Raw genomic sequence first — 14,666 nt, forward strand, 5'->3', positions numbered from 1 at the left:
ATCTAGGAGAATGGTATGGTCACAGTACGTGAACAGTTACCTGAACAACTAACTGAGTTGTCAGAGGAAACGACTGTAGAGCATGCCGCCGAAACACAAGTCGGTTTAGCCTCATGGTTGGATCGGGTTCGTGAAATATTAGATGGGGCAGAGCTTAAACAACTCGAAGAGGTTGCGCATTTAACCCTGCAAAAAGAGTTAGATTCAACGGTTAATCATCGTTCCAATACATTTGCTACTGGTGTTGGAATGGCTGATATTCTGGCGCATTTACATGTAGATGAAGATACTTTATCTGCTGCGATGCTTTATCGTAGTGTTCGTGAGGACATTACTGATATAGAAGAAGTGAGGCGCAAATTTGGTGAGCAAGTCTATAACCTTGTCAAAGGCACTTTGGCAATGGGTAAGCTTTCGGAGCTCATTGAAAAAAATAAACGATTAGAAGACCATTTTAATAATAACCAGCGGGAACATTTAAGCGGCATTTATAAAATGCTGATTTCTGTGACCGAAGATGTTCGTGTTGTTTTAATTAAGTTAGCCGAGCGTACTTATTCTTTACGAGAGCTTGCAAACTCATCACGTGAGCGTCAAGAGCGTGTCGCACGTGAAATTCTAACTATTTATTCTCCATTAGCGCACCGTTTAGGTATTGCACAGCTTAAGTGGGAACTCGAAGATTTAGCTTTCCGCTATTTGGCACCAGACCGTTATAAAGAGATTGCTTCTTTACTCAATGAAAAACGTTTAGAACGTGAACATTATATTCAGTTCGTGATTGATCGCTTAAAGAATGAGTTGGCGTCTTACGGTATTGAAGCTGAAATTACAGGTCGAGCAAAGCACATTTATTCGATTTATCGAAAAATGAAAAGTAAAAACCTGAGTTTCGATCAGCTTTATGATATTCGTGCCTTACGTGTGTTGGTCAATAGCGTACCCGAGTGTTATCACTCATTAGGTATTGTTCATCAAATTTGGCGTCATATTCCACACCAGTTTGATGACTATATTACCAACCCGAAAGCAAATGGTTATCGCTCATTACATACTGCTGTAATTGCTGAAAATAAATCTTTAGAAGTACAAATCCGTACTCATGAGATGCATGATGAAGCAGAATTAGGCGTGTGTTCACACTTTAACTATAAAGAAGGCTCAAAGAATACCGACCATTCTTTTAACCATCGTTTACATTCGCTTCGTGCTGTTTTGGAACATTACCAAGAACGTAATGAAACCACAGTACATCAAAATGAAGACGAGACAGAAGGCTTTGATCAACTTCAAGACTTTGAGGGTTTTGAAAAGATTTATGTCTTCAGTCGTGATGGTGATATTAAAGAATTACCACGTGGTTCGACTGTTTTAGACTTTGCTTATCATGTACATACAGAAGTAGGGAATAAATGTTATGCAGCGCGTGTTAACCAGCGCTACGTGCCATTAACCTATACGCTGAAAACAGGTGAGCAGGTTGAGATTTTAACTAAAAAAGATCGTGAACCAAACCGTGACTGGTTGGTGAACTCTCTAGGTTATATCAAGACATCTCGTGCACGTGACAAGCTACGTCACTGGTTCAGGCAGCAAGATCGTAGCAAGAATCTTGAAGTCGGTCGTGAGTTGCTGAACAAAGAATTGTCTCGATTGGCGATTCACCCGAAGAGTATCGATCTCAACGACTATTCATCACATTTTAATGTGAAAACAGGCGATGATATTTTGGTTAATCTGGTTAGCGGCGATATAAGCCTACATGCCTTGATTAACCAAATTAATCGCCAAATGCATCTTGATCAGGATGAGCCTGAACTGGTACTTAAACCAACATTAAACCCACGTGCCAGCCATACTTTGTCTGCACATGGTATTTTGATTGATGGTTTAGACAACGTAGAGCTACATATTGCACAGTGTTGCCAACCAGTCCATGGCGAATCAATTGCGGGATATATCACGTTGAATCGTGGCGTAAGTATTCACAAAGTCTTGTGTCCTGATTATCAGCGTATGATTAAGCAAGAGCCAGAACGTGCTGTTGAAGCTGATTGGGAAATGCAGCCAACTCGTGGTCAAAGTGTTCAAATTGTAGTTGAAGCTTATGATCGTCGTGGTTTACTCAAAGATTTAACTCAAGTGATTTTCTCTGACCAAATTAATATCCGTCAGGTGAATACAATTTCTGAGGCTGATGGTATTGCCAATATGAAGTTGCTCATTGAGGTGAAGGGTTTGGCTCAGCTTTCACGTTTGTTGGCTCGTTTAGAGCAGCAACCGGGGATTATCAGCGCACGACGCATGATTCAAGGTGTTTAAAACTAAGTAAAAAGGCCGTCAATTGACGGCCTTTTTTATCAGCTACTTTCTCGATAAATAAATATTAGTTAACCGATTTAAAAACTGTGGGCTTATTGTTGAAAGTTGATAAAGTAATTTGGTTTTTATACCAACTGGAGTGTGCGTAGGTGTCCAGAAACGAGCTTTTTTCTCGACAAGTGAAAGCACCTTTTGAGCAATATCGTTGGGTGTTAAATCGACTCCCATGTTTTGAATACTACCTGCATCCATATTATTGACCATTGCAGTTTGTACAAATAACGGCATCACATCTAAAACACGAATACCATATTTTTTCCATTCCACATCTAAACCTTCGGTAATTCCGCGAACTGCAAACTTACTGGCCGAATATGAAATGAGATCAGCTTGTCCGTAAATTGCAGAAGCTGATGAGAGGTTGATGACTCGTGCAAAAGAAGCTTGCTTTAAATAGGGCAGTGCAGCATGGCAGCCGTTGATTACGCCATTTACATTAATATTGATTGTTCTTTGATGTGAATTGATATCGATGTGTTCAAAGGCCCCAGAATATAATATGCCTGCGTTATTCACCAAAATATTAAGCTCGCCAGCCCAGTCGGTAAATTCTTTTAATATAAGTTGCCACTGGCTGTAATCACTAACATCTAAATAGCCAGCGCATGCATTAGGTCCTAACTCTGTTGCTAAGCTTTGAGCAAGTGATTCGTTAATATCATAAATGCCTACTTTATATCCTTGTTTATAAAATACTCGCGCAATTTCTGCGCCAATACCTTGAGCTGCGCCACTAATCAGGATGCTATTTTTCATCTTTTTTTCTCTTTATCGTTACAATATGACGAATGATTTGCCGCTTTAATTTTGATCATAGCAAATTAAGATTTTAAATTTACTGACCGACTTTTTTAACTTGAGGGTTACCATGGATAAATTGCTTAAAATTATGCAAGAGCTACGTGAAAAATGTCCGTGGGATCAACAGCAAACCCCAATGTCATTGACTAAATATGCGATTGAAGAAGCATATGAAGTCGAAGCTGCCATTCGTCAGGGCGATATTGATGAGATTCGAAATGAGTTAGGTGATTTGTTACTACAAGTTGTATTTCAATCGCAAATGTTTAGCGAACAAGGGGCGTTCAATTTTCAAGATGTAGTTGAGGCAATTAGTGAAAAATTGATAAGACGTCATCCACATGTGTTTCAAGCTGATCAATTTAATAACTTAACACCCGAACAAGTCAGTGAGCTATGGAAACAAATTAAACAACAAGAAAAGCAAGGCAAGCCGCAATCAAGATTAGATGAAATTAAACATGGTCCTGCACTGTCTCAAGCACAGGAAATTCAAAAAAATGTTGCAAAAGTCGGTTTTGATTTCGAAACAGTAGAAAATGCTTATGCAAAACTAGAAGAAGAACTCGGTGAGTTCAAAGAGGCGCTCAAAAGTCAAAATATTGATGAAATTCAAGACGAATTTGGAGATTGTCTGTTTTCATTAGTCAATGTAGGACGTAAACTTAATATTTCAAGTGAAAATTCACTTTTATCAACCATACATAAATTTAGAAGTCGTTTTGCTTTTATTGAAGAGCAAGCCATAAAACAGCAAAGAACATTAGAAGACATGACTTTGTCCGAGATGGATGAATTGTGGAACCAAGCAAAACGACAATTACATTCAGGGGAAAAACGACATGCGATACAGCATGAGAATTTGGAAAAATAATTGTTTTATTTTAATGATGTTGTGCTTAGGCGTAATTTCACCTTCGGTTTTTGCTCAATCTTTTGATCAAAACTTTCAGGAATGGAAGGCTAAACAGCAGATGTACGACCAAAAGTTAAAGGTCTCTAAGCCTTCTCATTCATATGGTTCTAAAAATTCTTATACCAAGAGTTCTAATGACTCTACAGGGCAAATTCACTTGAATCAGGCCACTGTAAATGAGTTTCAGCAGTTAAAAGGCGTAGGTGAGAAAAAGGCGCAAGCGATTGTAGAATATAGACAGAAGAACGGAAGTTTTAAAAATATTGACGAAATTAAAAACGTCAAAGGAATCGGCCCCGCTATTTTTGAAAAAAATAAATCGCGTTTAGCCTTATAAAAGTTCTGTTCGTCAATTATCATTTCCTGCGCAATCTAAAGAGAATCAAATTGCCCTTTGTGTGTGTTAGAGCTATGATTAGCGACAACTTGTTATTTACGTCCTGACGTAGGAGACAGCGTCTTTTGCAAACCTTGCGAGCGTCAAAATGTGGTTTGTCCACAGCCCAACTTCCTTCTTCGATTTTAGATGTGATCGATAGTCTGAACAAAGCAGGCTATGAGGCTTATATTGTTGGGGGTGGTGTCCGTGATTTAATGCTAGGACTCAATCCTAAAGATTTCGATGCAGTCACCAATGCAACACCTTCTCAAATTAAAGAAGTTTTTGGTCGTCGATGCCGAATTATTGGCCGTCGATTTGAATTGGCACATGTCTATTCAGGGCGTGAGCTAATTGAAGTTGCGACTTTCCGTGCCCCTCCTAAAAAAGCAGTCACCAACGCTTCTGGCATGATTTTGCGTGACAATAACTGGGGAACAATAGAGCAGGACTTTGCTCGACGCGATTTTTCTATCAATACGCTTTACTACCAACCACGTAAGGGTATTGTGCTCGATTTTTGTAAAGCAATTGATGATGTCAAAAATAAGACTTTACGTTTATTGGGTGATCCTGCACAACGTTTTGAAGAAGATCCGGTGCGTATGCTACGGACATTACGTTTTGCAGCGAAGCTAAATTTCAAGATTGATTCAAATATTCTCGATATTTTTGATGTTGAGATGACACAATTGCTGCGTGATGTTTCTCCGCACCGTTTATACGATGAGTCTCAGAAGCTTTTCACAATGGGGCATTTGGCACGTGTATTACCAATGCTAATTGAATTTGGCGTGTGGAAGCAGCTTTTTGCTGATATTCGTCCAGATCTGACGCCATTTATTCAACGTGCTGCAAAAAATACAGATCAACGTATTCAAATTGGTAAAACCATTAACCCAGCATTTTTCTATGCGGTTTTATTGTGGCAGCCATTTTTAGAACGCTGTGATTTTTATTTAACAAAAGGTGTGGTTCCAGCAGAAGCTCGTGCGCAGGCTGGTTTAGATGTTTTAAAACGTCAAGCCACACGTACAGTCATTCCTCGTTTTGCTGAAACTTTTATTCGTGAAGTTTGGGAAATGCAAACCCGATTGCTGAATCCAAAGCCACAGCAAATTGAAGCATTGGCAAGCCATGCGCGTTTCCGTGCAGGTTTTGACTTCTTATTACTTCGTGAAAAGTCAGGTGATGACTCAACGCAAGGAATGGGAAGTTGGTGGGATGCTTACCAAGAAATGTCAAATGACGAAAAAGAAGCTGCGATTAGCCAATATAATCGTCAAAAAGCGAAAAGTCGTCGTAAGGTTGCTGCTGAACCGATTGAAAGCAACAGAGTTGATGTAGAAATTGAGCCTTTGGTAGACGTTCCAGAACCTCGAAGCCGTCGTGGTAAGAAAGAACGCTCACGACAAGAGCAGTCTGTTGATCGTTTTATGGAAAAATCTTCTGCATCACAAGCTAACATGACGAGTGATCACCCAATTTTAAAGCGTAAGCGGGTACAACGTGATTTGAGCCAAGTTATTTTTGGGCCTACACAATGACAGTAACCACGTATATTGGCTTAGGAAGTAACCTAGGTGACTCACGCCAGATTTTGTCTGAAGCAATAGCTAAGCTTAAATCTATTGGTGAAGTGAAGGTCTCCAAACTGTATCAAAGCCCACCCATGGGTCCTCAAGATCAACCTAACTATCTAAATGCAGTCGCTCAGCTAAAAACCGAGTTACTTCCGCTTGACTTACTTGACCAGCTCCAGCGCTTTGAACAGGAAGCTGGGCGTGTGAGACTACGTCATTGGGGTGAGCGAACTTTAGATCTTGATCTACTGATTTATGGCAATGAAAAAATACAAAATGAGCGCTTAACTGTGCCGCACGTAGGAATACTGCAAAGAGATTTTGTTGTGATTCCTTTATTAGATTTAGATGCTGATTTACATATTAATGATCAGCCACTTAAAAATTTAGAACTCTTACAGCAGCCGACGCTGACTGTACTTGCTGATGAGTCTTGGGCTTAAGCCTGACTTATACGTTCTGCAAACTCCTGTAGAGGATACCATCATGATTAGTCTTAGTGACTTAAGAAAATTTAAAGCCGAAGGACGTAAGTTCTCTTGTCTAACTTGTTACGATGCAAGTATGGCAAAAGCAATGGAACTTGCTGAAATTGATACTATCTTAATTGGTGATTCTCTTGGAATGGCAATTCAAGGTCGTGATTCAACGTTACCTGTAACTGTTGAAGACATGGCTTATCATACGGCGGCGGTGCGCCGTGGTAACCAGCATGCATTGATTATGACTGATTTACCATTTATGAGTTATGCCACTTTAAACGATGCTTTGCAGAATGCGAAAACAGTTATGCAAGCTGGTGCCCAGATGATCAAAATCGAAGGAGGTGCATGGTTAAGTGAAACGGTACAAGTGCTAACGCGTAATGGTGTACCTGTATGTGTTCATTTAGGTTTAACACCTCAATCTGTGCATGTGTTTGGTGGTTATAAGTTGCAAGCTAGAACACGTGAAGCTGCGGATCAACTGATTGCTGACTGTACGGCTGTGGTTGAAGCTGGAGCAGCGGTACTATTGCTTGAATGTGTTCCTGCGCAACTAGGCCAAGAAATTGCTGAGCTATTCCCAAATACTCCAGTGATTGGTATTGGGGCAGGTAATGCGACTGACGGTCAGGTATTGGTCGTACAAGACATGTTAGGTTTGACGTTTGGCAAGGTTGCACGTTTTGTGCGTAACTTCATGAAAGAACAGTCTGGTGAAACAGCTATTTTAGATGCTTTTAAATCTTTTCATGCTGCTGTACAAGATCAGTCGTTCCCTGCCAAAGAACATACTTTCAATGTTGAGCTGTAATTCATGAAAACAGAAACCACTATACAAGGCTTAGCTGCTTCTTTAAATCCTGCTAGAGCTGCACGTAAAATCATTGGTTTTGTCCCAACTATGGGAAATCTACATGAAGGCCATCTCACACTTGTTCGTGAAGCAAAGAAGTTATGTGATGTTGTGGTTGTAAGTATCTTTGTGAATCCGACCCAATTTGGTCCGGGTGAAGATTTTGATAACTATCCACGTACTTTGGAGCAAGATAGCCGTCTACTTGCAGATGTTGGCTGTGACATCGTTTTCGCACCTTCAGTCGAGCAAATGTACGGTACACAACCTCGTTTAACTAACATTAGTGTTAGTCAAATTACGGATGACTTGTGTGGTAGTTCACGCCCAGGACATTTTGACGGTGTAGCGCTCGTTGTCACAAAACTCTTTAATATTGTGCAGCCAAACTATGCTTTCTTTGGTCAAAAAGATTATCAACAGTTAGCTGTAATTCGCCAGTTTGTTCAAGACTTAAACATTCCGTTAGAAGTTATTGGTGTGCCAATTGTTCGTGCCGCAGATGGTTTGGCATTGAGTTCGCGGAATGGTTATTTGACACCTGAACAGCGTCAAACGGCACCAGTCATCTATCAAGGTCTAAAGCAAGCTGAAGAACAATTGCGCCAAGGTAAGGATTTGCAACAAGTCTTGGCAGATTTAAAAACGTTGTTGACAGACAATGGTTTTGTTGTGGATTATGTGGAAGCTCGTCAGTCAAATCTGTTACCTGTTACTCAATTTGATCGTAATATTGTGTTGTTTGTTGCGGCTAAGTTGGGTGGGACACGTTTAATTGATAATTTACAAGTTGCCTTTACATCTCAATAATACATAAAAGGACAACCATGCCATGAAGCGTATACTTATCGTGACAGGACAGTCTGGTTCAGGAAAATCTTCAGCTCTTCAAGTGTTGGAAGATTTGGGCTATTACTGTATTGATAATTTACCTTTGGCATTGCTGCCTGAAATTGTGGCAAAGCTAGATCATGAAAATAATCTTGAACAACTCGCTTTAGGTGTAGATGTCCGAAGTACACGGGCAGATATGCAGGAGTTCGATCATGTTTTTGAGCAACTACAAAAGCATGGTACGGTTGATGTGATTTACCTGACGACACAAGATCAAGATTTAATTGCTCGATTTAGTGCTTCACGTCGCCCGCATCCGCTGGCGAACCGTTTCAAAAGCCTTTTACAGTGTATTCATGAAGAAAAGCAGTTGCTGATTCCAATTCAGTTCCGTGCCACTGTTCATATTGATACCACAGATAAAAGTGTTCATGATTTAAAACATATCTTGCTGTCAAAATTAGGGCAGTCCGATAACCTGATTGTTATATTGCAGTCATTCGGTTATAAACATGGCATTCCTTTAGATGCTGACTATGTTTTTGACGTACGGCATTTACCAAATCCACATTGGGATTTAGAATTACGCCGTTTTTCTGGTTTAGATGAGCCAGTAAGACAGTTTCTAGAAGCAAGTCCGCAAGCAAATGAAATGTTTGAGGACATACACCACTTCTTAAAAAAATGGTTGCCGGCATTTGCTGAAGGGCATCGTCACTATATGACGATTTCAATAGGTTGCACAGGCGGCCAGCATCGTTCAGTTTATATGGTAGATAGACTAAAACAAGCACTTGAGGCAGAATGGACTGTTCAGGTCTTACACAGAGAAATGAAGCACTGGTCATGATAGACACAACTGTTGATGTAATTAATAAACTCGGTTTACATGCACGTGCATCAGGAAAACTGATAGAGGTCACTACGAAGTTTCGTTCGTCAATTCAGATTGGTAAGGGCGATCATTTGGTAGATGCAAAAAATATTATGTCGTTACTGATGTTAGGTGCAGGTAAAGGGACCACTTTACGTTTGGTCATTGATGGCGCTGACGAAGAACAGGCATTAAACGAAGTACAGGCGTTATTCGCCGCAAAATTTTATGAGGCAGATTAATCGTGGCACGTCGTCCCCAGCGTTATACTGAAGAAGATTTTGATTCTTTAGAAGGACGTGCAAGTAAAACCGAACAGAAAAAAGCAGTTCAACGTATGGCTGCTTTAGGCGAGCAGTTAGCACAACTTTCTATCAAACAGATTCAAAAACTTCCGGTTGATGAGCGTTTAATTGATGCTCTTTTAGAAGTCCAGAATATTAGTTCGTTTGAAGCACGCCGTCGCCAGTTTCAGCGTGTTGGTAAACTCTTGCGTAATGAAGATGAGACAGTCATTTTGTCTTATTTGACACCTCAACAAGGTGCGAAAAAGCAAGCTCAACTTATGCGTTGGGTAGATCGTATGATTGAACAGGGTGATCCTGCAATCAATGAGTTTAGCAAAATTTATAATGCATCAGAGCGTCATACTTTGCGTCAACATGTGTTAAGAATTAACCGTGATAAAACTCAGCAAGTTGCAGAAGCAGATCTTGAAGCATCTAAAAAGAAGTTTATTAACTACGTGCAACAAATTGCTTTATTGTCAGATCAAGGCTAATACCTTTCAAATAAAAAAGCGACGTTCAATACGTCGCTTTTTTATTTGAAAATATTTAAACGCGCTCCTTTGCCCATTCACGCAAGATAAATTTTTGTAATTTGCCTGTTGAGGTTTTTGGTATTTCAGTAATGACAACATCCTTAGGAACTTTAAAGCGAGCAAGCTCTTTTTGGCAGTGTGCAATAATTTCTTCAGGAGTTGCTGTAGCACCTGTTTTTAATTCAATAAATGCACATGGTACTTCTTGCCAACGTTCATCGGGTTTTGCCACAACAGCAGCTGTTAAAACTGCGGGATGCTTATATAAGACGTCCTCAACTTCTAAAGATGAAATATTCTCTCCACCGGAAATAATAATATCTTTTGAACGATCCGTAATTTTTGCATAACCATCTGGATGACAAACTGCCAAATCTCCAGTGTGGAACCAACCACCTGCAAATGCCTCTTCAGTTGCTTTTGGATTTTTTAAATATCCCTTCATCACAATATTGCCACGGAACATAATTTCTCCCATGGTTTCACCGTCATTTGGTACAGGTTGCATCGTTTCAGGGTCTAGCACTCGCATACTGTCCTGAAGTGGGTAAGGCACGCCCTGACGTGAATGTAGTTGTGCTTGCTCTGTAATAGAAAGATCGCTCCATCCTGCTTGAGAGGCACAAAGCGCGGATGGTCCATAAGTTTCAGTTAAACCATAAACGTGGTTTACATTAATTCCAATATTTCGCATACCTTCAATCACAGCGACAGGAGGTGCTGCTCCCGCAACCATAACTTCTACATGATGTTCTAAGTTCGGCTGTTTTTCTTTAGGTAGGTTAATAATCATGGACAGCACAATTGGAGCACCGCAGAAATAATCCACCTTATGTCTTGCAATGAGCTGCATAGCCAGTTCGGGGTCAACTTTGCGTAAACAAATATTGGTTCCGCCACTTGCTGCAATACTCCACGCAAAGCACCAACCATTACAGTGAAAAAGAGGAAGTGTCCATAAATAAACAGCTCGAGGTTTCATACCGCAAGCTAAAATATTACTAGCTGCATTTAAATAAGCACCTCGGTGGTGATAAACCACGCCCTTAGGATTACCCGTTGTTCCTGATGTGTAATTTAAACTAATTGCATCCCACTCATCTTGCGGTAAATGCCATTCGAAATTGGCATCACCTTGAGCAATCCATTCTTCATATTCAAATGAACCAAGAAATTGATTTTCACCCTCATATTCTTCATCAGCCACATCAATCACAATAATACGTTGGTTAGGAATCAGTGAGAGAGCTTCTCTGGCTAAATTAACAAACTCTGGGTCAACTAAAAGTACTTTAGTTTCAGCATGCTCTAGCATAAAGGCGATGGTTTTAGCATCTAAACGAGTATTTAATGTATTAAGAACAGCACCAGCCATAGGTACAGCAAAATGGGCTTCAATCATTGCGGGTATATTGGGCAATAATACAGAAACAGTATCATTTTTAGTAATACCTAATTGTTGAAGCTGACAGGCAAATTGCCGACAACGCTGGTAAGTTTCTTTCCACGAAATATAGCGATTGCCATGAATAATCGAAGCCTGATCCGGATATATATAAGCTGCCCGTTCTAAATACCGCAAAGGGGATAACGCAACAAAGTTTGCGGGTGTACGTGGTAATTCATCGTATGCACTAACCATGTGAAACAACTCCATGTTCTATTTTTTAATTCATTCTTTGAAAATATGACTTAATATTAATCAAAGCATTAATGCTTTAGTCTTAAACAGAAATACCCCTCAGTCAGAAAATGAGCACAAATGCTATTTCCATCATGTTAAATCAGTTCTGATGAATAATTATCCTATTTATGTATTTCTTAAAATTTATGAGAAACACTTACGAAAGTCACTTATTGCTGTTTACCGTATAACCAACATCTATTTATGATTTTATGGGCACAAAGGTTTTCACTTGGCGTGAACAAGTGTAAAATCTTTCTGGTTTTTAATTTTGATTTACACCGTTTTTATATTTTGAGGTTCGCCTCGATCATAATCTCGCGGTGAAATGCTCCTTCGTATAGGGCATCACTCCTTAAGGATTTTTTTATGCCAATTATCACATTGCCAAATGGCGATCAAAAAAGTTTTGATCACCCTGTATCTGTTATGGAAGTCGCTCAAAGTATTGGGCCTGGTTTAGCAAAAAACACCGTTGCTGGACGAGTAAATGATCGCCTAGTTGATGCATGTGACTTAATTACCGAAGACTCGACCTTACAAATTATCACTCCAAAAGATGAAGAAGGTCTTGAGATCATTCGCCATTCTTGTGCACACCTTGTAGGGCATGCTGTAAAGCAGCTTTTCCCTGAAGCTAAAATGGTGATTGGTCCAGTCATCGAAGAAGGTTTTTATTACGATATCTGGATGCCACGTCCTTTCACATTAGATGACATGGCAGCGATCGAAGAGCGTATGAAAAAGCTCATCGACCAAGATTACGATGTTGTTAAAAAAATGACGCCACGTGATGAAGTCATTGCTGAATTTACTGCACGCGGTGAAGAATATAAATTACGCTTGATTGCAGACATGCCTGAAGAAACACAAATGGGCTTGTACTACCATCAAGATTATTTAGATATGTGTCGTGGTCCGCACGTACCAAATACTAAATTTTTAAAATCATTCAAACTTACAAAAATCTCTGGCGCTTACTGGCGTGGTGATGCGAAGAATGAACAGCTTCAACGTATTTATGGTACTGCTTGGGCTGATAAAAAACAGTTAGCAGCTTATATCAAGCGTATTGAAGAAGCTGAAAAGCGTGACCATCGTAAAATTGGTAAAGCGTTAGACTTGTTCCATATGCAAGAAGAAGCACCGGGTATGGTGTTCTGGCATGCAAACGGTTGGACTATTTATCAAGTACTAGAGCAGTACATGCGTAAAGTTCAGCAAGATAATGGTTACCAAGAAATTAAAACTCCACAAATCGTAGACTTTACGCTTTGGGAGAAATCTGGTCACGCAGCAAACTATGCAGAAAACATGTTTACGACTCATTCAGAAAGTCGTAACTATGCTGTAAAACCAATGAACTGTCCTTGTCACGTTCAAGTGTTCAACCAAGGATTAAAATCTTACCGTGATTTACCAATTCGTTTAGCTGAGTTTGGTTCTTGTCACCGTAATGAACCATCTGGTTCTTTACACGGTATTATGCGTGTTCGTGGCTTTACCCAAGATGATGCACATATCTTCTGTACTAAAGAACAGATCGGAAAAGAGGTTGCAGACTTTATTAAACTCACTTTAGATGTTTATAAAGACTTTGGCTTTGAAGAAGTTCAAATGAAGTTGTCTACTCGTCCGGAAAAGCGTGTAGGTGATGACGCACTTTGGGATTTAGCTGAAAAATCTTTAGCAGATGCTTTAGATGAAGCTGGTCTTAAATGGGAATTGCAGCCGGGTGAAGGCGCATTCTATGGTCCAAAGATTGAGTTCTCTTTAAAAGACTGTCTTGGTCGTGTATGGCAATGTGGTACCATTCAGTGTGACTTCAACTTGCCCGTTCGTTTAGATGCTTCTTATGTAACTGAAGAAAACGAACGTGATCAGCCTGTAATGTTGCACCGTGCAATTCTTGGTAGTTTTGAGCGTTTTATTGGTATACTAATTGAACACTACGCTGGTTTTATGCCGCCTTGGTTGTCACCTGTACAAGCATGTGTCATGAACATTACCGACGCTCAAGCTGAAGCAAGTGAGCAAGTTGTGGCAAAACTCAAGGAAAATGGCCTTCGCGCTATTTCTGACTTGAGAAATGAAAAAATCGGATTTAAGATTCGTGAGCGTACTCTAGAGCGCATTCCTTACCTGTTAGTTCTTGGTGATCGAGAAGTTGAAGAAGGTACAGTGAATGTACGTACTCGCTCAGGAAAAAATTTAGGTACTATGTCAGTGGATGCTTTCATTGACTTAGTGAAATCTGCCGTCGCCGAACGTGGCCGGTATATTGTGGAGTAAGAAAGATTAAACAGCCTGACCGTAACCAACAACAAGGTGCAAAGAGTAACCGTCCAGCAATTAACGATGAGATCCGTGCAAAAGAAGTACGCCTCGTCGCTGCTGATGGTGAGCAAAAAGGAATTGTTTCATTAAATGAAGCACTGCGTGCTGCTGAGGATGCAGATCTTGACCTTGTTGAGATTGTCGCAAACGCTGAGCCGCCTGTTTGTAAAATCATGGATTACAACAAACACTTGTTTGACCTGAAACAGAAGCAAAAAGATGCCAAGAAAAAACAGCATCAAGTGCAAGTGAAGGAAATCAAACTACGCCCAGCAACTGATGTAGGTGATTATCAAGTTAAGCTTCGTGCTATTTTGAAGTTCCTTGAAGAAGGCAACAAAGTCAAAATCACCTTACGTTTCCGTGGTCGTGAAATGGCTCACCAACAACTTGGTTTAGCTCAATTACAAAAAATTGAAGCAGATGTAGCTGAGTTTGGGGTTGTAGAGCAAGCTCCGAAAATGGAAGGTCGACAAATGGGTATGTTACTTGGACCTAAAAAGAAAAAGTAATACTCAAAAAAAGCACTGCAAAAGCAGTGCTTTTTTTTGCTTGTCATTTTGTGGTTTAGTTCCTTTAAAGTGCGATTTAATAACTTTTTGAACCAAAGTTATTCTCAAATTTTATGTGTTTTTTGGTGTTGGAAATATTATTGTATTACCCAAAACATGATATAACGCAAGACGCAGTCATGATAACGATGAATAGGAAAATA

14 protein-coding genes are annotated in these 14,666 nt (G+C 39.9%); 12 read left to right on the top strand and 2 right to left on the bottom strand.

The annotated features are described in order from the left end of the window. The first annotated feature begins 15 nt into the window (after nucleotides 1-15). A complete protein-coding gene (locus MSG95_RS11585) occupies nucleotides 16-2,322 on the top strand; it encodes a RelA/SpoT family protein (RefSeq protein WP_077166042.1) in 2,307 nt (768 codons plus the stop codon). A gap of 42 nt (nucleotides 2,323-2,364) precedes the next feature. Here MSG95_RS11585 and MSG95_RS11590 read toward each other — a convergent pair whose 3' ends face one another. After that, nucleotides 2,365-3,138 (bottom strand): SDR family oxidoreductase, encoded by a 774-nt coding sequence (locus tag MSG95_RS11590; RefSeq protein ID WP_016804451.1) that lies wholly within the window; start codon nucleotides 3,136-3,138, stop codon nucleotides 2,365-2,367. Nucleotides 3,139-3,250: 112 nt separating this feature from the next. Here MSG95_RS11590 and mazG point away from each other — a divergent pair, with 112 nt between their 5' ends. The 9 genes from mazG (at nucleotide 3,251) to yjgA (ending at nucleotide 9,888) form a co-directional block, all read left to right on the top strand. Then, complete coding sequence (gene mazG, locus MSG95_RS11595; RefSeq protein ID WP_077166043.1) at nucleotides 3,251-4,057, top strand: nucleoside triphosphate pyrophosphohydrolase; 807 nt, start codon at nucleotides 3,251-3,253, stop codon at nucleotides 4,055-4,057. Beyond that, nucleotides 4,026-4,436 (top strand): ComEA family DNA-binding protein, encoded by a 411-nt coding sequence (locus MSG95_RS11600; RefSeq protein WP_077166044.1) that lies wholly within the window; start codon nucleotides 4,026-4,028, stop codon nucleotides 4,434-4,436. The genes mazG and MSG95_RS11600 overlap by 32 nt, the downstream gene beginning before the upstream one ends. A gap of 125 nt (nucleotides 4,437-4,561) precedes the next feature. After that, nucleotides 4,562-6,025, top strand: a complete 1,464-nt coding sequence (gene pcnB, locus MSG95_RS11605; protein ID WP_077166045.1) for a polynucleotide adenylyltransferase PcnB — start codon at nucleotides 4,562-4,564, stop codon at nucleotides 6,023-6,025. After that, entirely contained in the window at nucleotides 6,022-6,504 is a 483-nt protein-coding gene (folK, locus tag MSG95_RS11610) for a 2-amino-4-hydroxy-6-hydroxymethyldihydropteridine diphosphokinase (RefSeq protein WP_004698604.1), read from the top strand. The genes pcnB and folK overlap by 4 nt, the downstream gene beginning before the upstream one ends. A 43-nt stretch (nucleotides 6,505-6,547) precedes the next feature. Continuing rightward, nucleotides 6,548-7,357 carry a 3-methyl-2-oxobutanoate hydroxymethyltransferase gene (panB, locus tag MSG95_RS11615; RefSeq protein ID WP_004698602.1) on the top strand — a complete coding sequence of 270 codons (810 nt, stop codon included), beginning with the start codon at nucleotides 6,548-6,550 and terminating at the stop codon, nucleotides 7,355-7,357. Nucleotides 7,358-7,360: 3 nt separating this feature from the next. Next, entirely contained in the window at nucleotides 7,361-8,209 is an 849-nt protein-coding gene (gene panC, locus MSG95_RS11620; protein WP_077166046.1) for a pantoate--beta-alanine ligase, read from the top strand. Nucleotides 8,210-8,231: 22 nt separating this feature from the next. After that, entirely contained in the window at nucleotides 8,232-9,083 is an 852-nt protein-coding gene (gene rapZ / locus MSG95_RS11625) for an RNase adapter RapZ (RefSeq protein ID WP_019458134.1), read from the top strand. After that, nucleotides 9,080-9,349, top strand: a complete 270-nt coding sequence (locus tag MSG95_RS11630) for an HPr family phosphocarrier protein (RefSeq protein ID WP_019458135.1) — start codon at nucleotides 9,080-9,082, stop codon at nucleotides 9,347-9,349. The genes rapZ and MSG95_RS11630 overlap by 4 nt, the downstream gene beginning before the upstream one ends. A gap of 2 nt (nucleotides 9,350-9,351) precedes the next feature. Next, nucleotides 9,352-9,888 (top strand): ribosome biogenesis factor YjgA, encoded by a 537-nt coding sequence (yjgA, locus tag MSG95_RS11635; RefSeq protein WP_004698595.1) that lies wholly within the window; start codon nucleotides 9,352-9,354, stop codon nucleotides 9,886-9,888. Nucleotides 9,889-9,943: 55 nt separating this feature from the next. Here yjgA and MSG95_RS11640 read toward each other — a convergent pair whose 3' ends face one another. After that, a complete protein-coding gene (locus MSG95_RS11640; RefSeq protein WP_077166047.1) occupies nucleotides 9,944-11,572 on the bottom strand; it encodes an acyl-CoA synthetase in 1,629 nt (542 codons plus the stop codon). A gap of 411 nt (nucleotides 11,573-11,983) precedes the next feature. Between MSG95_RS11640 and thrS the strand changes: the two genes are divergently transcribed. Together thrS and infC are read left to right on the top strand one after the other, a co-directional pair. Then, complete coding sequence (thrS, locus tag MSG95_RS11645) at nucleotides 11,984-13,906, top strand: threonine--tRNA ligase (protein ID WP_019456642.1); 1,923 nt, start codon at nucleotides 11,984-11,986, stop codon at nucleotides 13,904-13,906. A 5-nt stretch (nucleotides 13,907-13,911) separates the two neighbouring features. Beyond that, nucleotides 13,912-14,463 (top strand): translation initiation factor IF-3, encoded by a 552-nt coding sequence (infC, locus tag MSG95_RS11650; RefSeq protein WP_077162708.1) that lies wholly within the window; start codon nucleotides 13,912-13,914, stop codon nucleotides 14,461-14,463. The last annotated feature ends 203 nt before the right edge of the window (nucleotides 14,464-14,666 follow it).

The organism is Acinetobacter sp. IK23, from assembly GCF_035615275.1.
In the GTDB taxonomy this organism is placed as follows: Bacteria; Pseudomonadota; Gammaproteobacteria; order Pseudomonadales; family Moraxellaceae; genus Acinetobacter; species Acinetobacter seifertii.